Annotated in this window: 16 protein-coding genes; 6 read left to right on the top strand and 10 right to left on the bottom strand. The window is 59.3% G+C overall.

The annotated features are described in order from the left end of the window. Positions 1 to 220: 220 nt before the first annotated feature. Both NW843_RS05000 and NW843_RS05005 read left to right on the top strand, forming a co-directional pair. Positions 221 to 1,519, top strand: a complete 1,299-nt coding sequence (locus NW843_RS05000; protein WP_414522295.1) for an efflux RND transporter periplasmic adaptor subunit — start codon at positions 221 to 223, stop codon at positions 1,517 to 1,519. 63 nt (positions 1,520 to 1,582) lie between these two features. After that, positions 1,583 to 4,792 (top strand): efflux RND transporter permease subunit, encoded by a 3,210-nt coding sequence (locus tag NW843_RS05005; RefSeq protein WP_414522296.1) that lies wholly within the window; start codon positions 1,583 to 1,585, stop codon positions 4,790 to 4,792. A 63-nt stretch (positions 4,793 to 4,855) separates the two neighbouring features. Here the strand turns inward: NW843_RS05005 and NW843_RS05010 are convergent, their stop codons facing one another. From NW843_RS05010 to NW843_RS05025, 4 genes are all read right to left on the bottom strand, one after another. After that, complete coding sequence (locus NW843_RS05010; protein WP_414522297.1) at positions 4,856 to 5,113, bottom strand: DUF2949 domain-containing protein; 258 nt, start codon at positions 5,111 to 5,113, stop codon at positions 4,856 to 4,858. 193 nt (positions 5,114 to 5,306) lie between these two features. Then, a complete protein-coding gene (locus NW843_RS05015; RefSeq protein WP_414390040.1) occupies positions 5,307 to 6,101 on the bottom strand; it encodes a hypothetical protein in 795 nt (264 codons plus the stop codon). A 128-nt stretch (positions 6,102 to 6,229) separates the two neighbouring features. Continuing rightward, entirely contained in the window at positions 6,230 to 6,973 is a 744-nt protein-coding gene (locus NW843_RS05020; RefSeq protein WP_414522298.1) for a low-complexity tail membrane protein, read from the bottom strand. Between the two features lie 34 nt (positions 6,974 to 7,007). After that, the gene (locus NW843_RS05025) at positions 7,008 to 7,232 is read right to left on the bottom strand and encodes an NAD(P)H dehydrogenase subunit NdhS (protein ID WP_414522299.1); all 225 of its coding nucleotides are present in this window, start codon (positions 7,230 to 7,232) and stop codon (positions 7,008 to 7,010) included. A 214-nt stretch (positions 7,233 to 7,446) separates the two neighbouring features. Between NW843_RS05025 and NW843_RS05030 the strand changes: the two genes are divergently transcribed. After that, entirely contained in the window at positions 7,447 to 8,037 is a 591-nt protein-coding gene (locus tag NW843_RS05030) for an FHA domain-containing protein (protein ID WP_414522300.1), read from the top strand. 1 nt (position 8,038) lies between these two features. Here the strand turns inward: NW843_RS05030 and NW843_RS05035 are convergent, their stop codons facing one another. Together NW843_RS05035 and pth are read right to left on the bottom strand one after the other, a co-directional pair. Next, on the bottom strand, positions 8,039 to 9,505 hold the full coding sequence (locus tag NW843_RS05035) for a cation:proton antiporter (protein ID WP_414522313.1): 1,467 nt from the start codon (positions 9,503 to 9,505) through the stop codon (positions 8,039 to 8,041). Positions 9,506 to 9,812: 307 nt separating this feature from the next. Continuing rightward, positions 9,813 to 10,487 (bottom strand): aminoacyl-tRNA hydrolase, encoded by a 675-nt coding sequence (gene pth / locus NW843_RS05040; RefSeq protein WP_414522301.1) that lies wholly within the window; start codon positions 10,485 to 10,487, stop codon positions 9,813 to 9,815. 215 nt (positions 10,488 to 10,702) lie between these two features. Here pth and NW843_RS05045 point away from each other — a divergent pair, with 215 nt between their 5' ends. Together NW843_RS05045 and NW843_RS05050 are read left to right on the top strand one after the other, a co-directional pair. Beyond that, entirely contained in the window at positions 10,703 to 11,920 is a 1,218-nt protein-coding gene (locus NW843_RS05045) for an HD domain-containing phosphohydrolase (RefSeq protein ID WP_414522302.1), read from the top strand. A 282-nt stretch (positions 11,921 to 12,202) separates the two neighbouring features. After that, positions 12,203 to 13,324 carry a methyl-accepting chemotaxis protein gene (locus NW843_RS05050; protein WP_414522303.1) on the top strand — a complete coding sequence of 374 codons (1,122 nt, stop codon included), beginning with the start codon at positions 12,203 to 12,205 and terminating at the stop codon, positions 13,322 to 13,324. Positions 13,325 to 13,376: 52 nt separating this feature from the next. On the opposite strand, the gene NW843_RS05055 is transcribed toward NW843_RS05050, so the two are convergent. Beyond that, complete coding sequence (locus tag NW843_RS05055; RefSeq protein WP_071818187.1) at positions 13,377 to 13,778, bottom strand: DUF4359 domain-containing protein; 402 nt, start codon at positions 13,776 to 13,778, stop codon at positions 13,377 to 13,379. 245 nt (positions 13,779 to 14,023) lie between these two features. On the opposite strand from NW843_RS05055, the gene prfB reads away from it, so the two are divergent. Further along, a protein-coding gene (prfB, locus tag NW843_RS05060) for a peptide chain release factor 2 (protein WP_414522304.1) occupies positions 14,024 to 15,155 on the top strand; the annotation gives its coding sequence in 2 pieces (ribosomal slippage) (positions 14,024 to 14,095 and positions 14,097 to 15,155; 1,131 coding nt in all). On the opposite strand, the gene NW843_RS05065 is transcribed toward prfB, so the two are convergent. The 3 genes from NW843_RS05065 to NW843_RS05075 all read right to left on the bottom strand — a co-directional run bounded on the left by NW843_RS05065 (position 15,152) and on the right by NW843_RS05075 (position 19,235). Then, positions 15,152 to 16,216, bottom strand: coding sequence for an o-succinylbenzoate synthase (locus NW843_RS05065; RefSeq protein WP_414522305.1), 1,065 nt, complete (start codon positions 16,214 to 16,216; stop codon positions 15,152 to 15,154). The two genes, prfB and NW843_RS05065, sit on opposite strands and share 4 nt — an antisense overlap. 364 nt (positions 16,217 to 16,580) lie before the next feature. After that, positions 16,581 to 17,870 (bottom strand): M16 family metallopeptidase, encoded by a 1,290-nt coding sequence (locus NW843_RS05070; protein ID WP_414522306.1) that lies wholly within the window; start codon positions 17,868 to 17,870, stop codon positions 16,581 to 16,583. Positions 17,871 to 17,930: 60 nt separating this feature from the next. After that, positions 17,931 to 19,235, bottom strand: coding sequence for a M16 family metallopeptidase (locus NW843_RS05075; RefSeq protein WP_414522307.1), 1,305 nt, complete (start codon positions 19,233 to 19,235; stop codon positions 17,931 to 17,933). Positions 19,236 to 19,271: the final 36 nt, after the last annotated feature.

Genomic DNA, 19,271 nt, shown 5'->3' on the forward strand with positions numbered 1-19,271 from the left:
GGTAAGGACTCCGTCCTGCTGACGGGAAGGGTGGCCCGCGCTCTATCCACAGGACGAGCGCCGGGAGGATGTCACGCATCCACCCTAGCTCTGGATTGGGAAGGATGGCCAGCGCTTTTGCACAGGCGCAGCAGGGCACAGTCTCAGTACCCTGGTTGATTGAGTCAATGCAGAGGTGGGATCCCTCTGTTGGGATAGCCGTTAGGGAGGCAGGTTCACGATGCAACTGCGAACAGCTCTGCCGCTGTTGTGCCTTTCTCTCTTGGTAGCTGCTTGCCGGCCCGGCGGGCCACCTCGCAGCATGGGGGGTGAAGGGGGCGGAGAAGGCCAACCCACACCAGTGGCTGTCGGCAGGGTAGAGGAACAGCAAATCGAAGAGACTTCAGAGTTCATGGCCAGCCTCGGATCCCAGCAGGTGGCCAGTATCCGCCCTCAGGTCAGTGGACAGGTGACCCAGGTGTTCGTGCAGCTGGGATCCCAGGTGGCTGCCGGAGCCCCTCTCTTTGAGATCGACAGCCGGCAGCAACAGGCGGCGGTGGCCGGCCAAACGGCGGGGATTGCCGCAGCCCAAGCCAACCTGGAGAGCGGCCGGGCCGTGCTCAGCCAGTTGCGGGCGGATCGGATGCGGCTGGAGGCAGCAGCGGAGTTTGCCCGGGAGCAGCACGAGCGCAACCTGCGCCTCTTGGCCGAGGGGGCCATCAGCCAGGCGCAAGCGGATCAATCCAGCCGCGACCTGCGCCAGGCGGAGGCGGCTTTGGCGGCGCAACAGGAGCAGATCCGCGCTCAGGAGGCCGCGATCTTGCGGGCAGAGCGGGAGGTGCAGCGAGCCCAGGCCGAGGCGGAGCGGCAACAGGTGCAACTGCAGTTTTTCCAGGTTACAGCTCCCTTTGCCGGCATTGTGGGGGATGTTTTGGTGCGGCAAGGGGACTACGTGACGCCTCAGACGGTTTTGACCACCTTGACCCAAACCCAGGCGCTGGAGCTCAACCTCAACATCCCGTTGCAGCGGGCCCCCCAGCTGCGCATTGGCACGCCGGTGCAGATCCTGGATAGCCGCGGCGAGGTGATCGGCAGCAGCCAAATCTCTTTCATTGCTCCCGAAGCCAACGCCGCCACGCAATCGGTGCTGGCCAAGGCTCTTCTGGAGAAGCCTGCCGGCCAGTTGCGCTCGGCCCAGTTTGTGCGGACTCGGGTCATCTGGGAGGAGCGGCCGGCCTTGCTGGTGCCGGTGACGGCGGTGGCCCGCTTGGGGGCGCAAACCTTTGTCTACACGGTGCAGACAACGGAGCCGCCAGCAGAGGGCATGCCCCCGGGGGCGGTGGCGGTGCAAAGGCCGGTGCAGCTGGGATCCATCTACGGAAACAGCTATGAGGTGCTGGAGGGTTTGGAGGCCAATGAGCCAATTGTGCTGAGCGGCCTGCAGAAAATCCGCGATGGCGCCCCGATTGTCGATGAGGTGCTTTTTCAGCAGAGGATGCAGCCACAAGGGGGAGGGAGACCTCCTGGATCCCCGCCCTAGGTCCTCTCTCTCCGGCGGTTTCCCAACTCAGCTATCCCCTTTCACTCCTCACTGCGCTGGACTATGTTTGTTGACTTTTTCATTCGCCGCCCTGTTTTTGCCAGCGTCTGCTCCATCCTGATCGTGCTGGTGGGGGCGGTGAGCATTCCCCTACTGCCGGTGGACTACTACCCACAGGTGGCGCCGCCAGCGGTGAGGGTGACTGCTGTTTATCCTGGGGCCAACGCCGAGACGGTGGAGACGGCGGTAACCAATGTGCTGGAGCAGGAGATCAACGGCGTCGAGGGTATACGGTCTATCGCCTCGGTGAGCAGCAGCAACGGCACCAGCCAGATCACCGTTACCTTCAGCCCGGATCGGGATCTGGACACGGCGGCTGTGGATGTGCAGAACCGGGTGGCGCGGGCCCAGGGCCGGCTGCCGGCGGAGGTGATCCAAAACGGCATCAGCGTGGAAAAGGCCGGCGACAGCGCCTTTGTGCTGGTGTTGGCGCTGCGCTCAGAGGCGGGGGAATACGACGAGCTGTTTTTGAGCAACTACGCGGAGCTGTTTGTGCGGGATGCTTTGCGGCGCATCCGCGGCGTCAGCGATGTCATCATTTTCGGGGAGCGCACCTATGCCATGCGCATCTGGCTGGATCCGACACGCTTGGCCGGCTACGGGCTAACGGCTCTGGATGTGGTGAACGCGGTGCGCCAGCAGAATATCCAGGTGCCTGCCGGCCAAATTGGCAGCCAGCCCAGCCCCCCGGATCAGGAGTTTCAGATCAGCGTCCAGGCCACGGGGCGGCTGTCGCAGCCGGAGGAGTTCGCCCAGATCGTTCTCAAGGCCAACGCCGATGGCAGCTTGGTGCGCATTGCCGATGTGGGCCGGGTAGAGCTGGGGGCCCAAAGCTACGATACGTTCTTCCGCATCGGGGGGCAGGAGGCGGTGGGGATCGCCATCACCCAACAACCGGATGCCAACGCCCTAGAGGTGTCGCGGCAGGTGCGGCAGACGTTGGCGCAGCTGGCGGAGAGTTTTCCGCCCGGCTTGATCTACGAGATCCCTTTCGACGCCACCCTGTTCATTACCGAGTCGGTGCAGGAGGTGATTTTTACCCTGCTGCAGGCTATTGCCCTGGTGGTGCTGGTACTGTTCATCTTTTTGCAAGATTGGCGCGTCACCCTCATTCCCACCGTTACAATTCCGGTGGCGCTGCTGGGGACCTTCGCCTTTGTGCGCCTGTTTGGCTTTTCCATCAACACTTTGACTCTGTTCGGCCTCACCCTGGCCACTGGCTTGGTGGTGGACGACACCATTGTGGTGGTGGAGAATATCTCCCGCTACATCCGCGACCGCGGCATGCGGCCTCTGCAGGGGGCCTCGGCGGGGATGAACGAGGTGTTGGGGGCGGTGATCGCCACGACGCTGGTGCTGCTGGGGCTATTTGTGCCTGTTGCTTTCTTTCCTGGCACCAGCGGTCGCATCTATCAGCAGTTTGCCGTCACCATTGCCGTGTCGGTTTCGCTGTCCACGTTTAATGCCATTACCTTGGCTCCGGCTTTGTCGGCGCTGCTAATTCGCCCCCGCTCAGAGCAGATGTTTTGGCTGCTGCGCTGGTTTGACCGCGCCGTGGAAGGGATCCGAGCGGCCTACTGCCGCCTGCTGGAGCTGGTGGTGAAGCTGCGGCTGTTGGTGGTGACGGGGTTTATTGCCTGTTTGGGCCTCACCTACTGGCTGTTCCAAATTGTGCCGACGGGGTTTGTGCCGGATGAGGATCAGGGCTTTTTCATCACCATTGTCCAGGGGCCGCCGGGGGTTTCCCTCAACTATACCGACAGGGTGATCCGGCAGGCCGCCGCTATTTTGGAGGGGATCCCTGAGATCGAAAATCGGGTGATCGTGGGGGGGTTCAGCTTTACCGGGCCCTCGCCGGGGAATGGGCTGATCTTTGCCACCCTCAAGCCCTGGGAAGAGCGGCGGCGACCGGAGCAATCGGCGCAAGCGATTGTCAACCGGCTATTTGGGCCTTTTTTGGGCGGGATCAGCCGCGCATTGGTGATCCCGATCCTGCCGCCGGCCATTCCGGATTTGGGGGTTGCGGGCGGGTTTACTTTCCAGCTTCAGGATCGGGGGGTGAACGATTTCAACCTCTTGGAGCAGACGGCCAACACCCTGTTTTTTGTGGGCAACTCGCCGCCCCCGCCGGGCCAACCCCTCTTGGGCTTGCGGATTAACCCGCCCACCTTCAACGCCAATTCGCCGCAGCTAGAAGTACAGGTGGATCGGGAGATGGCCCAGTTGTTGGGGATCCCTCTGTTGGATGTCTTCGGCACGCTGCAGACGCTGCTGGGGGGCACCTACGTCAATGATTTCGACCTGTTCAACCGCAACTACCGGGTCTATGTGCAGGCGGATCAAGCATTCCGAGGTAACCCGGAAAGCATCGGCCAGTTCTACGTGCGGGGTGGGCAGGGGCAGCTCTTGCCGTTGAGCACCCTGGTTCAGGTGGAGGAGACCACCAGCCCGGCCATCATCAACCACTTCAACCTCTTCCGCTCGGTGGAAATTCAGGGCAGCGCCCTGCCGGGCTTTAGCTCAGGGCAAGCGATTCGGGCTATGGAAACTCTAGCCGCCCAGTTGTTGCCGCAGGGGTTTGGCTTCGAGTGGTCGGGCCTGTCGCTGGAAGAAATCGAGTCGGGAGGACAGGCGCCGCTGATCTTTGCTTTGGGCTCGGTGTTCGTCTTCCTGGTGCTGGCGGCGCAATTTGAGAGCTATGTGGATCCCTTGATCATTTTGTTGGCGGTGCCGCTGGCGGTTCTTGGGGCTCTTTTGGCGCAACTGCTGCGGGGCTTGACCAACGACGTCTTCTGCCAAGTCGGGTTGGTGATGTTGATCGGGCTGGCCAGCAAAAACTCCATCTTGATTGTGGAGTTTGCCAACCAGTTGGTTGCCCAAGGGATCCCACTGCTCAAAGCTGCCACCCAAGCAGCCGAGACGCGCTTCCGCGCCATTCTGATGACCGCCCTGAGCACTATCCTGGGTATTTTCCCTCTGGCAGCGGCCACGGGCGCAGGGGCAGCCAGCCGTCAGTCGCTGGGCACGGCGGTGATCGGCGGCATGTTCGTCTCGACAATGCTCAGTTTGCTGGTGGTGCCGGTGCTCTATGTCGTGATCAAGGGGATCCAGGTGCGAATTTTGGGGGGATCCCCTTCGCCTGTGGATCTGGCGCATCTGCCCCCACCGGAGGATCCCAAGGATCTGCTGCCTGGTGGCGACAGCGTTGGGTAGCAAGAGGGATCTGCTTGCTTCTTCTCTTCTGGCGGAAAAGCGAGTGGGGGAAGGGGGCACCTTTCATCCACTGCAGGCCCTGTCTTCGAGCAGTTCGGACTCGGCTTCGCTGGGCATTTTTTCCCAGAACTGAGCCAGGTGTTGCAGGCCCACAAAGCCCAACTGCCAGAGGATCAAGGCTAGAGGGCCGTGCTGCTGCCGCTGGATCTTCAGGGCCAGAGCCAGTTGTTTGGGCTTGAGGAGCTGTTGCTGCTCAGCAAACTGGCAGAACTGTCGATCCCATTGGCTAAGGGCTTGTAAATCCGGCAGGGTCGGTTCCATAGGTTTGGCTGGGCAGGAAAGGATTGAATGTCGAGGATCGGGATCCTCGTACTGATTCTGGGGATCTTCTTGCGGATCCCTTGCAACAGGTTTCTTCCAGGGTATGTGACCACCCAGGCCCTCCCAAGGCCGGTTAGGGCAGAGAGGACTGAGCTTTGTCGCAAAGCTGGCTTATAGATCCTGGCAGGACGGTCTATCCCCAGGGGTCGTCGTCGAAGGGACTATCTGACCAATAGCCACTCTGCTGGGGTGGAGGGGGCTGTTGGGGGAGAGGAGGCGTGTAGGCAGGGGGTGGCGTTGGGATGGGGGTGGGTTTTTCCAGATCCTCAAGTCGAGGCAGGTCGGCGGGCTTGGGCTCGACACCAAGGCTTCTCAGCTTGGCTTGCGTTTCTTGCACTTGAGCATTGAGCTCTTCCAGGTAGGCGCGGTAGTGGTTGGCAGCTTCCAGGTACTGCTTGGCTTTCTTTTCGTTTTCCCGGACGACCGCCTCCAGTTCTTTGGTGCGAACGGTGTAATCGGCCTCTTGATTGGTGAGGTTTTCGATGGCTTGGTTGAGTACAGCCCGCCGTCGCTCCAGTTGGGCTACAATTTCCGACAACTGTCGTTCTCGCTCGCTAAGGCTGCGTTCCCGGTTTTGAGTTTGTTCCAGTTGAAAGCTGGCCTGGCTGAGCTGCTCTCGCAAATACATCACCTGGGGCTCCGTCTCGTTGCGTTCCTGTTGCAACTCAAAGACCCGCGCTTCCAAGTGATCTTTTTCCTGCTGCAACACTTCCCGCTCGTTCAAAAGACGGGTGTAGAGCTGGTTGAGAAAGTCCACCTCCATCACCACTTGGCTAAGCTGAGTGGCGTATTCCCCAACCAAAGCCAACTCCCGAGCGAGGTTTTGGGTTTCACTGGTGGCTTGATCGGTGAAAAACTGGGGAAGTTGGGTGGTTTCTCTGAGGCGTTGGGTAAATTGCTTGAAGCGGAAAGAAAAGTTGCTCGCCATTGCCGGTGCGGTAGCCTCGAAGATCAGGGGAATGCCGATGGTTGGATTTCACAGGGCTTGGATTGCTTCCAATCTACTTGGATTGCTTCCAATCTAACATTGAGCTACAGCTTTTGCGGAAGCTTGCCTTAGGTGGGATCAGGGGGAGTTTCAGGGGCCGGCATGGCAACTTCCCCAGAGGGATCCCGCTTCTCGGATTCCGGCTGGGGGTTTTCTGCCGCTCTGTTTTTATCCTTGTCTTTTTGGTCTTTCGAGGTGCCTTCTGAATCTTGGCCGGAGATGCGGCGCAACAGCCGTTGCAGGAGTGGGCTGCGGCGATCGCCAATGACGGAGAAGCGGCTTTCGATCTCTTCGACGGGGACGGGATCCATTTGGGCCAGCTCCGGCTCGCTGAGGAGGAGTACCCGTATCGTTGCAATGGGGATCTGCAAGAATAGGTTGGATCCCCAAAATCCAAAGGCAGCTATGGCTAGGCCTGCCAGACGGGTGCCGTTGCCAGGGGTGAGCGGGGCAAAGAGGGGGGCAAAGTCGTAGAGGCGCTCACCGACTTCCAGCATCAGGATTGCCGCCAACAGCGTCAAAATCTTATGTTCGGGGCTGAGGAAGGCGGCCAAGATGCGGCGCTGCTCGAGGGTGAGTTCTTCTGGGGGGACAGAAGCCACCCACACGCTAAAGATGTCAAACGGTTTGCGCCACTGCATAGCAAAGACCGGCCCAATGCCCACCACGGCCACCCAAGCCTGCTCCGCCCCCACCGGCAGGAGGGGATCCCCTGTGGCCAGCCCGATCAGGGTCAGCCCCACCCACAAGGGGAAGAGGAGGATGCCGGCGGCATGGATCCAGAGGAAAGGTTCCTGCCAATGGCTGCGCATGGGGAGATGCCAAAAGGGACAGGGGAGAGCAGGGCTAGGGGCGGGATTTGTCCACCACTTCCAATTCTGTGAGGCGGAAGGTGACTAATTTGTCCCAGTTGCCGCCTTCAAAGAGGACAGCGGCATGGTTGTCGGTAACCCGCTGTACCTGGCCCTCGAAGCAGTAGTAGGTGTCGTTGGGGTTGATGACCCGCACGGCAACGCCGGGGTAGATCGGGGGAAGGGCTTCGAGGAGGTTTGGGGTTGGAGTCGTGTTCACGTTTCAGCTATCCTCTTTTTTTGCAGAAGCTCTGCCTTACTATTATGGGGGAAAGCCCCTCTCTTGCCGAGTCTCCCCCTCGTTGAGCTTCTTCCCACAGCGGTTCGCCGAGGGTTGGGCAATGGCTGAGGTGTGGCTGCCAGCCCGCTAACACGAAAGGGGCCTGCACTGCGACTTCGACGGTCAATCCAGCTCCAGCTCAAGGCCCTAGACCATGGCTACCGGCGCACAGTCTTCCCCCTCCCAAATCTGGCATGTGTTGGTGATCGATGATGAACAAGGACGGCGGGCTGTGGCCCTCAGTGCTGCCACCTATTCCATCGGCAGGGATCCCAGCAATGCGATTGTCATTCATTCGGCGGCGGTTTCCCGGCAACACGCGCTGCTGCTGCGGCTACCCCAAAAAGATGGCCAGTATACCTACCGGCTGCTGGACGGCAATATCGAGGGCAAGCGCAGCACCAACGGCGTCTCGGTGAATGGGCAGAGATGTTTGAGCTGGGATCTCAAGGATGGGGATCAGATCCTGTTGGGGGATCGGGTGCGGATGCAGTACTGCATTCGTTGGTTGTCGGACGAAGATTTTCAGCAGTATCTCCAGTCTGTAAGCTTTCGCAGCGTGAAGGCGGAGGTGGTGGATCGACGCTCCACAACACTGCAGCGGTTTGATCCGCCCTCGATGCAGGCAATTTTGTCCCAAGAGGAGACGACGGAGAAGATTGAAGGCGTGAGGCCCCGACGTCGCCATCCGCTGCGGCTGCTGTTCCAGACCCTCTGGGGGCGTTTGAGGGGAAAGCTGAGATAATTTAGCCCTCAGGAATGCCCACCCGTTCTGAGTCTGGGAGCGATGACGCGGTCTCGTCGGCGCCGCCTTTGCGCTCTTGCTCTGACGCTTCTGCCTGCAAGTCCAGGAGGGAGGGGGAGTTGGCTTCCCCAATCAACACTCCCCGCAGCCAGAGGGGAGCGACAAAGGTGGTGGCAATCACCATGACGATAATGCTGACATCGAGGGCATCGGAGAGAACCCCACTGGCGGCCCCCACACCGGCAAACACCAGGCCCACCTCACCCCGGGGAATCATGCCCACTCCGATGGCGTAGCGGTTGATGCCCGGCTTGCCAAAGGCCCCCAAGCCCGCTGCTAGCTTGCCCACAATGGCAACTCCGATCAAGAAGACGGCAATGATCAGCCCCTCTCGGTTGACGGGGAGGGTGGGGTTGAGTACGGCAAGGTTGGTTTTGGCCCCAACGCAGACGAAGAAGATGGGCACCAGTAGGTCGGAAATGGGCTTGATCTGTTCTTCCAGCTCTTGCCGTTTCTCGGTTTCGGCCAAGATTAAGCCAGCGGCAAAGGCGCCCAAAATCGCTTCTAGATGAATGATTTGCCCCACATAAGCCAGCAGAAAGGCCAGCACAAGGGCGGGCAGAAGGGGGTTACCTCGGGTCTTCAGGCTGTTGAGAAGGGCCACAAAGTAGGGGCTGAGAAGGCGCCCCAAAACAATGGAGCCGACCAAGAAGACGATGGCACTGAGGATGATGATGCCAATATCGGAAAGGTTGACTTCTCCGTTTTTGGCCAAGCCCGCCACTACGGCCAAGATGATGATGCCCAACACGTCATCCAAGACGGCGGCACCAATGATCACTTGCCCCTCTGGGGAGGTGAGTTTTTGCAGCTCGGCCAAGACGCGGGCGGTGATGCCGATGCTGGTTGCTGTGAGGGCAGCGCCGGCAAATATGGCGGGGATAACGGGCACATGAAACAGGTAGAGCAAGCCCAGGGTTCCGGCCAGGAAAGGCACAGCGACCCCGATGACGGCTACGGCTGCGGCTTGAGGGCCGACCCGCAACAGCTCGGCCAGATCCGACTCGAGGCCGATTTCAAACAAGAGGATGATCACCCCGATCTCGGAGAGGATGTCGATGATCTGGCTTTGGGAGGAGAACACCTGTACCAGGGATCCCTCGTCGAGTCCGGCAGTGGCTTGCAGAAATTGCATCAGTGCTGAGGATTGAGCCAAGGTGTGCAGCTCTTGGCCGGAAACTTGTCCTTCCGGGAAGACCAACAACCCCAGCGCGGAGGCCCCTACCGCGACGCCCCCCAGCAATTCTCCCAGCACCGGCGGAAAGCCGAGGCGAACGGCGATTTCTCCGGCAATACGGCTGGCCAGATAGATGACCACCAGAGCCATCAGCACCGCCGCCAAGATCAGGGGTAAAAGATTGGCAGCCCCTTCCGGTTCAAGGGGGGCAGCGGCTTCAACAGCAAGCAACACTGAATCTAGGTTGTTCAACAGCAAGATCTCACCCTCAAATGATGAACAGCTTTTTGTCTCGGGCCGGCCCTGGTGGGAACGCTGCCGTTCCCATTCCTTTCGCCCTTCTGCTGGAAGACTGTTACAGAAGCTAACCTCCCTTGGGAACTGTTGGCAACGCCCAGGTAGGCACTCTTATACTCCAGATAATTGATACTTATCTGGAGTATTGTCTCCACAGACGTTCCCATGAGCAGGACGAAGCCCTTACCACTTCCTCTCCTGGAAAACCCCTCAGAACCGGCAATCCAGGACAAGCTGCTCCTCAGGAGGAAGCCTCGCCTTGGCCCGGTGCAGGGTTGGATCCATCCAAATCGGACGATGGCCCAGACAGATCCAGAGGATTAAAGCGGTTCATGGCTGTCCTCAGTCCCTCTTGCCAGCAGCACTCCACGGCCTCTACCGCCACATCCAACACCCGCTCCAGCACCTCTTGTTCTGCAGGCGCAAATCCCCCCAACACATGCCCGACCACATCTTGGCTGCCCCTGGGTTTGCCCACCCCCAAACGCAGCCGCGGAAACCCTTCGCTCCCCAAGTGCTGAATGATGGACTTCATGCCGTTGTGCCCACCGGCAGAACCGGATCCCCGCAGTCGCAGACGACCCAGCGGCAAGTCCATGTCGTCGTACACCACCAGCACAGAGGCGAGATCTAACTTGTACCAATCCAGCACCGCCCGCACCGATTGGCCGGAACGGTTCATGTAGGTTTCCGGCTTGAGCAAGCGTCGCTTTCCTCCCAGGGCAAACCCTTCTCCGTAGCTACCTTGGAATCGCTTCTCCAAAACCAACGGGATCCCCCAGCGCTGCGCCAGCCGATCCACCACCATAAAGCCGCAATTGTGGCGGGTATTGGCGTATTGAGGGCCGGGATTGCCCAGGCCCACAACAAGCTGCAGGGAAATCTCATCGGTTCCCTTGGGCTTGACCTGGGTCACAACGTTTCTCGCCTCCTCGAGCTAAAGTAAGGCATCGCTGCTTTGAGTGGTGTTGGCGTGTTTTTGGGCTGCTGGTCGCCCCGAAGGTGTCAGATACCCAGCCGGACTGAGTCGGGACAGCGGTGAGGATCCCTGGGGGCAAATGGCTCGCCGCCCATGACTCTGCCATTGTTTATTGTCAACGCTCATTGTGAACGCTTCTGACCAACCCTGCTATGAGCCTGCCCACCCCCTTCGGTCTTCATCCCAGCACAACCGAATTCGATGCCTCGGATGCCCTGCGCCTCAGCCAGCGTCTGATTCAGGTGGGGATTGCCCTCTCCTCAGAAACAGATCTGGGGCGGCTGCTGGAGTTGATCGTTGCTCAAGCCCGAGAACTGACCCACTGTGATGGGGCCAGCCTCTTTGTCCGAGAGGGGGAGGAACTGCGCTTTTTCGTGGTCAACCGCCATGAGGAGCTGCGGGATCTGCGCCTGCCCCTCAGCCCTTCCAGCATTGTGGGCTATGTGGTGCTCACCGGGGAGAGCCTGAATCTGCCAGATGTCTACCACCTGCCCGCCGATCAGCCCTATGCTTTTAACCCACAGGTGGATCGGCAAACCGGCTATCGCACCCGCTCCTTGCTCACTGTGCCCATGCGGGATCCCTCAGGAAAGATCCTCGGCGCCCTACAACTGTTGAACCGCCTAAAGCCGGATCACCCCACCCCCCTAGCTCCTGACCAAGTGGCCGAGTGGAGCCAACCTTTTTCTGAGCTGGAAGTTAGCGTGGCAGAAGCCCTAGCCTCCCAGGCGGCGGTTGCCTATCAAAACGTCCAATTGCGGGAAGAACTCAAATCTGCCCACTTCGAGACCATCTTCTGTCTGTCTGTGGCCGCAGAATACCGGGATCAAGATACCTCCTTTCACCTGAAGCGGATGAGCAACTACTCTCGCATCATCGCCAAGCACTTGGGCCTATCCAGCCATGAGCAAGAGCTGATCTTCTACGCCAGTCCCATGCACGATGTGGGCAAAATCGGGATCCCGGATGCCATCTTGCAAAAGCCGGGGCGCCTGACCCCAGAAGAACGGCAGATCATGAACCGTCACCCTGAGATTGGTTATGAGATCCTCAGCAAGTCCGACTCCGAGCTGATGAAAAAGAGCGCCATCATCGCTCTGACCCACCACGAGAAGTTCGACGGCAGTGGGTATCCGCGCGGCCTCAAAGGAGAAGGGATCCCTCTAGAGGGACGGATTGTGGCCTTGGCCGATGTCTTCGACGCCTTGGCCAGCCGTCGCCCCTACAAAGAAGCCTGGGCTTTGAATGAGGTCTTTCAGTTTGTAGAGGACAACAGAGGCAGCCATTTCGATCCGCAAGTGGTGGCCGCCTTTAACCGAGGACGCAGCGAAATTCTGGAAATCTACCACCGCTATCAAGAAACCCGCTAAATCCAGCTCCAGATCAATCAGGGATCCAAGATACCAACCCAGAACATTCAGCTCCAAAGGGATCCGTCCCAGCAAACCGCAAAGAAGGGATCCCAGGCCATCCTTTCCGTACAATCCCGCAGAATCTTATGGGCAAAAGGTGGGATCCCAGGGCAAACTGAAGGTGGTCGATTTTCTGCACAAATTACCCCATTGAAGGCCGATCTAGAGCCGACTTTTTGTGTTCCTCTACACATCAGTCTCCAACCCATCTGTACCCAACGTGTGCCGAGGATCCCTGTGATGGCTACCCTGACAAATCCACCCACTCCTACCCTATCGATCAACACCAAGCTGCGCGATTTGGCCTTGGTGGAGTTTCAGGTGAGCGAGTCCACCCCTTGTGAGAACGTGGTGCGCCGCCTAGAAGATGACAGCAGCCTTTCAGGAGTCATCGTGCTGGACGAGCGGTCACAGGTGCGGGGAATGTTGACCCGCCGCGCCATTTTGGAGTGGATGCTTAGCAAGCCCTACGGCCTGGATGTGTTTTTGAAGCGGCCCATCAGCTCCATGGTAGAGTTCCATAGCCGGGATTTTCTCTTGCTCCCCGGCGACTGCGATGTCATCCAAGCAGCCGACCGAGCTTTCCAACGGCCCGAAGAGACCATCTATGACCCCGTGGTGGTTCAACTGGGATCCCAGGACTACCGCCTTCTCGATGTGCCGGTGTTGTTGGTGGCCCAGGCCCAGGTGCATCTGGCCACCCAGCGCAAGCTACAGGAGCAGCAGGAAGAGATGAAAAGGATCTTGGCAGAGCTGGAGCAGGAAAAAAACCGCAGCCTCCAGTATGCCCGGGATCTGGAGCGACAAAAAGCCGAGATCCTCAGCCAAAACCTGGCCCTAGATATGGAACGTCGCCGGGCCCAACAGCGCTCTGAGGAGTTGGCTTGCCTTAACGCCCGCATCATCGAGATTAGCTCGATCCTCTCGGAGAAGGGCAAATCCACCTTTGCCGCCACCTTTGCTGGGGTAGAAGCGGTGCGCACCCTCTTCCAGGAAATTGCCGACAACAACCAGGAGCTATCCCGCGAACTCAAGGAGATCAACACCATCGTGGATTTGATCGTAGAGGTGGCAGGATACATTCGCCTGCTCTCTTTCAATGCGGCTGTAGAGGCCAACCGCAGCGGTGGTGCCGGTGGCTTTGGAGCCATTGCCCAGGAGATCCGCAAATTGGCCGGGCGAACCACTGAGGCCAGCAACCGTATTCGCAGCTTGGCAGAGCGTATCCAGCGCCAGAGCCAATCCACACTGCAATCGGCCCAAAGCAGTGCTGAGGTGGTGCAATCCCTTTACCAGCAGGCCCAGTCAGCCCAGTTGGCCCTGGAAGAGCTGCAAACCCTGTTGGAACGAGCCCAGATCTAGCCTCCCTTTTGAGATTCTTCTGGATCCTGAGAGCCTGAGGTTGCCATGGTGGCTAGGGGGCAGCTTTCCCCTCTCGAATCTCATAAGTATAAAATTGCCCAGCCACGGCGAGGGTTTCAAAGTGGTAGGTGGGCAAGGAGATCCCCAGTGGGCCAAAGTTGAGCAACGACAAATCGGTGGTGTAGAGGCTGAAAAGGATAAAATTCTGCCGGCGGGTTTGGCGCATGAACAGAGCTTCTAGTTCGGGCTGGAGCTCTCGGACAAGGGCATGACATTCCTCAATCAAAGTGACCAAGAAAGACGGGATCTGAGCGCAGTATTCCCGCGTAGCGTAGGCGGCCAGTTGTTGCCCTGCATGGGTTCTGTACTCTTCTAAGGTGGGATTGGTGATGGCCAAAGCAGCCACTCCTCCCGCCAAAACCAGCCCGGAAAGCAAGGAAAAGACCTTCAGCATCGCAGCCTCCGAAACCGAATTCTTTATTCTGCTATAGGCTTGAGCCACCTCAACAGGGATCTTTCGGCAGAAGCCAAAGGACTCCGTCCTGCCTCTGGCGGGGTTGTTGCTATGGACAAGGGATCGCAATGCTGTTGCAATGGGAACGGCCAGGAACTGCCCCACAGAAGGGCTCCATCCCTTGATTGAGTTGCCGGCCCACAGGTTAGGATGGGATCCGACGCGCAAACAGCTTGCTGCTCTCTATGGAACTTGCCGATCTAAGACGCACCCTAGAATCGCTCACCTTGCGCCTGAGCAACGCTCAGGACTATCTTTGACCTGCCCCACTTGGAGCAACAGATTGCCATCCTAGAGCAAGAAGCCTCGCAGCCGCAGTTTTGGAATGATGTAGAGGCAGCCCGCCGCCACCTGCAGCAGCTCAACAGCCTCAAAGCCTCCTGGGATCAGGTGCATCGCTGGAAGGATCGCCTAGAAGATGCCGTCAGCGCCCTTGAGCTGCTCCAAGAAGAGCCCGATCCGGAACTCTTAGCCGAGACAGCGGGATCCCTGGCAGTGGTGGAGCGGGAGTTGGGCCAGTGGGAGCTACAGCAACTGCTCTCCGGTCCCTACGACCAAAACGGTGCCATCCTCACCATCACCGCCGGCGCAGGGGGAACCGACGCCCAGGACTGGGCGGAAATGCTCCTGAAAATGTACACCCGCTGGGCCGAAAACCAGGGCTACAAGGTCAGCCTCTCGGAATACTCCGAAGGTGCCGAAGCCGGCATCAAGTCCGCCACCCTGCTGATCGAAGGCCCCTACGCCTATGGTTATCTCTCTGCCGAGAAGGGTAACCACCGGATGGAGCGCATCAGCCCCTTCAACGCCAACGGCAAACGGCAAACCAGCTTCGCCGGCGTAGAGGTGATGCCGATCCTGGAAGAGGAAAGCGAGTATGAGCTGAAGATGGAAGATCTGGAGTTCGAGACCTCCCGCTCAGGTGGGGCAGGTGGCCAAAACGTGAACAAAGTGGAAACAGCAGTGCGGGTGATCCACAAGCCCACCGGCATTGCTGTGCGCTGTACCGAAGAGCGCTCCCAACTGCAAAACAAAGAGCGGGCCATCCAGATCTTGAAGGCCAAGCTGATCGAGATGGAAGAAGAAAAACGCAGACAAAAGCTGGCCGAGATCCGCGGCGAGATGGTGACTCAGGGCTTTGGGGGGCGTATTCGCACCTACACCTTCGATCCCTACAAGCTGATCAAAGATCACCGCACCAACGCCGAAACCTACAATGTCGAGGCCTTTATGAACGGCGAGCCGGAGGAGCTGATGCATTTTATCCAGGCCTATCTGCGGCAGGAATACGCCAAACAACAGGCCGCCGCAGTCTAGGGCCGGCTGTAGCGCTCCCACACCGCCTGCATGAGGGCAGCCCGCTCCTGGGCTGAGAGCTGGGTCAAGGTCAGGGGATCCCCTTCCTGGAAAAACTCCCCTACCCCCCATCCCACGGCCCGGGGAGAGGCGGTTTTGGCTTGCAGGGATCCCGCCCAAGCCAACCCGTGCCAGGCGCCGATGGGAGTCTCCAGCGCCGAAGAAAAGACCAGATCCAGGCCGGGATGGCGGCTGAGATACTCTCGCAGCGCAATGCAGGAGCCCACCAGAGACGGCTTCACCACCAGGATCCCTTTCCATCCTGACCGATGGATCGCTTGCAACTGCTCCAGGCAGGCCACCGATTCATCCAAAGCAATGGGGGTTTGGTACTGGCGGCTGAGCTCCACCAAATGGGCGTGCTGATCCGGCGGCAGAGGCTGCTCCAAAAACTCAATCTTGACTGGCGAGTCCTGGTTAAGCCGATCACAAACCATCAGCCACCGGTGGGCCTCCGCAAGCGTTAACCCCCCATTGGCATCCAAACGCAGATGGGATCCTGGTGGCAACCGCTCCAGCCATTGCTCCAGCTTCTCCAACTCCTGCTGCATGGGATCCCTCCCCACCTTGAGCTTGTACACCGACCGCGTGAGTGGGACGGAGTCCTTGTAGGAGTCCTTGTAAGATTCCGGCGGCAGGGTCTCCCCCAAAAGTTCACAGAAAGAGAGTAGAGAGAGATCCTTGTTCAACCAATCGGGATCCCGACAGGCCAGCCAAGCGCCTTCCAACCCAAACCGGCAGGCCGGCAGTGCTTCTGGGATCCCCAAAATATGCGCCTCCGACAAAAGAGGGGGCAGCTGCCGACAAAACGCCAGAGCCTGCTCTAAGGTCTCGCTGCCAAACCAAGGGATGGGAGCAATTTCCCCATATCCCTGACAGCCTGTCTCCCGATCTGTAAGTCGGATCAGGATCCCTTCGCGCACGGACCACAGTCCGTGGTGGGTACGCAGGGGCCGCCGAAAGGGACGCCAGTAGGGGCAAAACGCAAAGGAAAACCGCTTTTCCAGCCGCCCAAGCGGCACGGATCCCTCTTTTTGGGTATCCCCTGCAGATGATCTGCTGTGCCTACCAACCACAAAAAGCTCAAGCAAGATAAAGAAAGGAAAAACGCCAGTTTTCTCAGAGGGCTGCTATTCAGAAACGATCCCCATCGTTTTCTTGGACATCTCGAGATTGACCCACAATCGTGACCTCAATCCAGAGTTATGGTTACTTCAGGCCAGGGTGAGACACATGGGCTCCTAAAAAAAGCTTTCCGGCACTGCGCATTCAACATTTTCAACATTTTTTATTTAGGTGTTTTATTGAGGTGTGGGCGCAATGTCCCCGTTTGAATCGAAATGGCCATGTTTGCCAGATCTTAGTTTTCCTCATGGTTTGCTCAGCTTAAAACACCAGCTCAACCTCTGCCAAGGCGGCTTCCGGCCCCACCAGAGCAATGGCCGGGGGGGTCAGGTAGGTCTTTGCGGCTTGGTGGAGCTGCTCTGGGGTGAGCTGCCTGACCCTCTGCAAATACTGCCGGTCAAACTCCATGCCCAAGCCCAAAATCTCGTACCAGCCCACCAGTTGGGCCACCTGGGCATTGGTTTGTTTGCTGAGGGCGTATTGGCCCAGAAGTTTGCGCTGCGCCATTTCCACCTCTGCCAGGTCGAGCGGATTGGCCTGCAGACGGTGGATTTCTGCTTGTAGGCGTTCCAGAGCCACCTGGGTGTTCTCTGCTGCAGTGCCCATGTAAACCCCAAAAGGGGCGGGATCCCGACGGGTGGCAAAAAAAGCCGAGACCTCATAGGCCAGGCCACAGCGCTCCCGCAGTTCCACGAACAGACGGCTGGACAGACCGCTCCCCAAGTAGGTGGCCAGCAACTTCAGGGCCGGATAATCCGCAGAAGCAGCAGGGGATCCGCGAAACCCAATCAAGATTGTTGTCTGCTGAGTGGGCTGGGGCAACCTCAGCAGTTGGGGATCCCTCAGAGGGGGCAGGGGAACATCCCGATCCTCTGGAGAGGGGCCGGGAACAACCCAGTCCCCCAAAGCCGCTTCCACCTGGGCAGCCATTTGCTCCGGCGGCTCTGGGCCGATCACCACCATCACCATTCCATTGGGACGACAGTAGGCCGCGTGATAGGCCACCAAATCCTCGCGGGTCAGGGATCCCACCGTCTCCAGCCGTCCCAACCCCGGCAGGGCGTAGGGATGATCCCCATAGAGGGCCTGTCGCACCTGATCGAAAGCCAGGCTGAAAGGCCGTTCCTGCTGGGCGCGAATGGCTTGCAGCATCAACCCCTGCTCTCGCGCCACCTCCTCTTCAGGAAAACTGGGATCCCGCAGCGTCTCCGCAAGCAAATCCAGCAACTCCGGGAAATCGGCAGCCACACAGCGCAGGCTCACCTCGAAAGAGTCGGCAGAACTGTCCACCGATAGCGAGGCTCCCAGCGATTCCACCGCAGCAGCAATGGCCTGGGAGTTGCGCCGATGCGTGCCTTTGGTGAGGACAGCCGCCATCAAGTGGCTCACCCCCGCCTGTTGCGGCCGCTCTGCCCGGCTGCCGCCGCGGAAAAAACAGTGGGCAGCTAAGATCTCCACCGTTGGGTTCTGGCCCAGCAACAGCGTGATGCCATTGGTCAAAAGGACGCGCTGTAAACGGCCACGTTGGGTGGCAAGCAGAGCAGAGTTCATGCAGGCAAGGGATCCCGTCCAAAATCCGAAAGTCAAGAGTCCGGAGCGCCAAGGCGGCGCTTAACGGCAAGCCAGTTGCAGCTCCGAGGCCATTGCTGGATCGAGGGCAGTCGGCTTGAGAACGGTGACTACATAAGCCTCCGGAGACAAGTACTGCTGGGCCAACTCCCGGATCTGAGCCGGAGTAAAGGATTGCACCAGCTCCAGGTACTCTTGAATGCGTTGCACCCCGCCCAACGTCTCGTAGTAGCCATAGATGCCCGCCAATTGGCTGGGGGACTCGGCGGAGAACAGAAACTCATGGATGAGCATACGCCGGGTGCGATCCAACTCTGCTTGGCCAATGCCATCCTGCTGCAGCTTTTCGATCTCGTGCAGAATCGTCGCCTCCACCCGCGCCACATCCTCCGGCTCCAGCTGAGCGCCGATACAAAACAGTCCCCCCTCCTTCAGCACCAGCGAAGAACAGCCAATGGCCCTCACCCAGCCCCGCTGTTCCCGCAGCAGATGCACCAGCCGCGAAGTACGGCCATCTCCCAGCACAGAAGCCAACATCTCCAGGCCACAGGCTTGTTGCCAATCGTCAATGCCAACGGTAGGCCAGGCCAATTTCAGACGGGCTTGCTCCAAGCGGGCATGGTCGCTCTCCCGGCGCAGGATCCCTTGGGGACGAGGCTGGGGCGGGATGGGGGGGCTGGCCGGTGCTGGCCCAGCAGCAGAGCTGCCAAACTGCTCCTCCACCAAGGCCAACGCCCGCTCGGGATCGATGCCACCCGTCACCACCACCGTCATGGATTCAGGCCGATACCAAGCGCGGTGGTAAGCGCGCATCACCTCAGGGGTCAGTTGCATCAAGCTTTCCGGTGTGCCCAACACCGGTCGTCCATAGGGATGCTCCCCATAGGCGGTCTCCATCAAGAGTTGATAGGCCGTGTAGTCCGGGTTGTCGGCGGCGCAGCGAATTTCCTCCAGAACCACCTGCCGCTCCCGCTCAAACTCTGGATCCGGGATCCCGGCCCGCAAAACCACCTCTGCCAAGTAGGGCAAGGTATCCGCTAGGTCAGCAGCAGCCACCGTAATGTAGTAATGGGTGTAGTCTTGGCCGGTGGCAGCATTGGTAACTCCGCCCCGTCCTTCCACGGCCCAATCCAGCTCACCAGGGGCCAGCCGCTCGCTGCCCTTAAACACCATGTGTTCCAAAAAATGGGATATGCCCAGCCACTCCGGCGGCTCATGGCGTCCGCCTGTCCGTACCCAGACATCAACGGTTACAGAATCGGCAATGGGGATGGGATGAAGGATAACGCCTAACCCGTTGCTCAGTCGGTGGGTGTAGGCGGGCAAAAGACGAGGAGAGCGGTTCAAAATTCTTAACTGATGGAGAACAGTCTTAATTGTAGA

This window comes from Synechococcus sp. R5-12 (genome assembly GCF_047502655.1).
GTDB lineage: Bacteria > Cyanobacteriota > Cyanobacteriia > Thermostichales > Thermostichaceae > Thermostichus.

What these genes read in the sequence shown, in the direction of transcription:
- NW843_RS05000 (WP_414522295.1), top strand. Translation starts at nt 221, where the DNA reads ATGCAACTGCGAACAGCTCTGCCGCTGTTGTGCCTTTCTCTCTTGGTA.
- NW843_RS05005 (WP_414522296.1), top strand. Translation starts at nt 1,583, where the DNA reads ATGTTTGTTGACTTTTTCATTCGCCGCCCTGTTTTTGCCAGCGTCTGC.
- NW843_RS05010 (WP_414522297.1), bottom strand. Translation starts at nt 5,113, where the DNA reads ATGGAACCGACCCTGCCGGATTTACAAGCCCTTAGCCAATGGGATCGA.
- NW843_RS05015 (WP_414390040.1), bottom strand. Translation starts at nt 6,101, where the DNA reads ATGGCGAGCAACTTTTCTTTCCGCTTCAAGCAATTTACCCAACGCCTC.
- NW843_RS05020 (WP_414522298.1), bottom strand. Translation starts at nt 6,973, where the DNA reads ATGCGCAGCCATTGGCAGGAACCTTTCCTCTGGATCCATGCCGCCGGC.
- NW843_RS05030 (WP_414522300.1), top strand. Translation starts at nt 7,447, where the DNA reads ATGGCTACCGGCGCACAGTCTTCCCCCTCCCAAATCTGGCATGTGTTG.
- NW843_RS05045 (WP_414522302.1), top strand. Translation starts at nt 10,703, where the DNA reads ATGAGCCTGCCCACCCCCTTCGGTCTTCATCCCAGCACAACCGAATTC.
- NW843_RS05050 (WP_414522303.1), top strand. Translation starts at nt 12,203, where the DNA reads ATGGCTACCCTGACAAATCCACCCACTCCTACCCTATCGATCAACACC.
- NW843_RS05055 (WP_071818187.1), bottom strand. Translation starts at nt 13,778, where the DNA reads ATGCTGAAGGTCTTTTCCTTGCTTTCCGGGCTGGTTTTGGCGGGAGGA.
- NW843_RS05070 (WP_414522306.1), bottom strand. Translation starts at nt 17,870, where the DNA reads ATGAACTCTGCTCTGCTTGCCACCCAACGTGGCCGTTTACAGCGCGTC.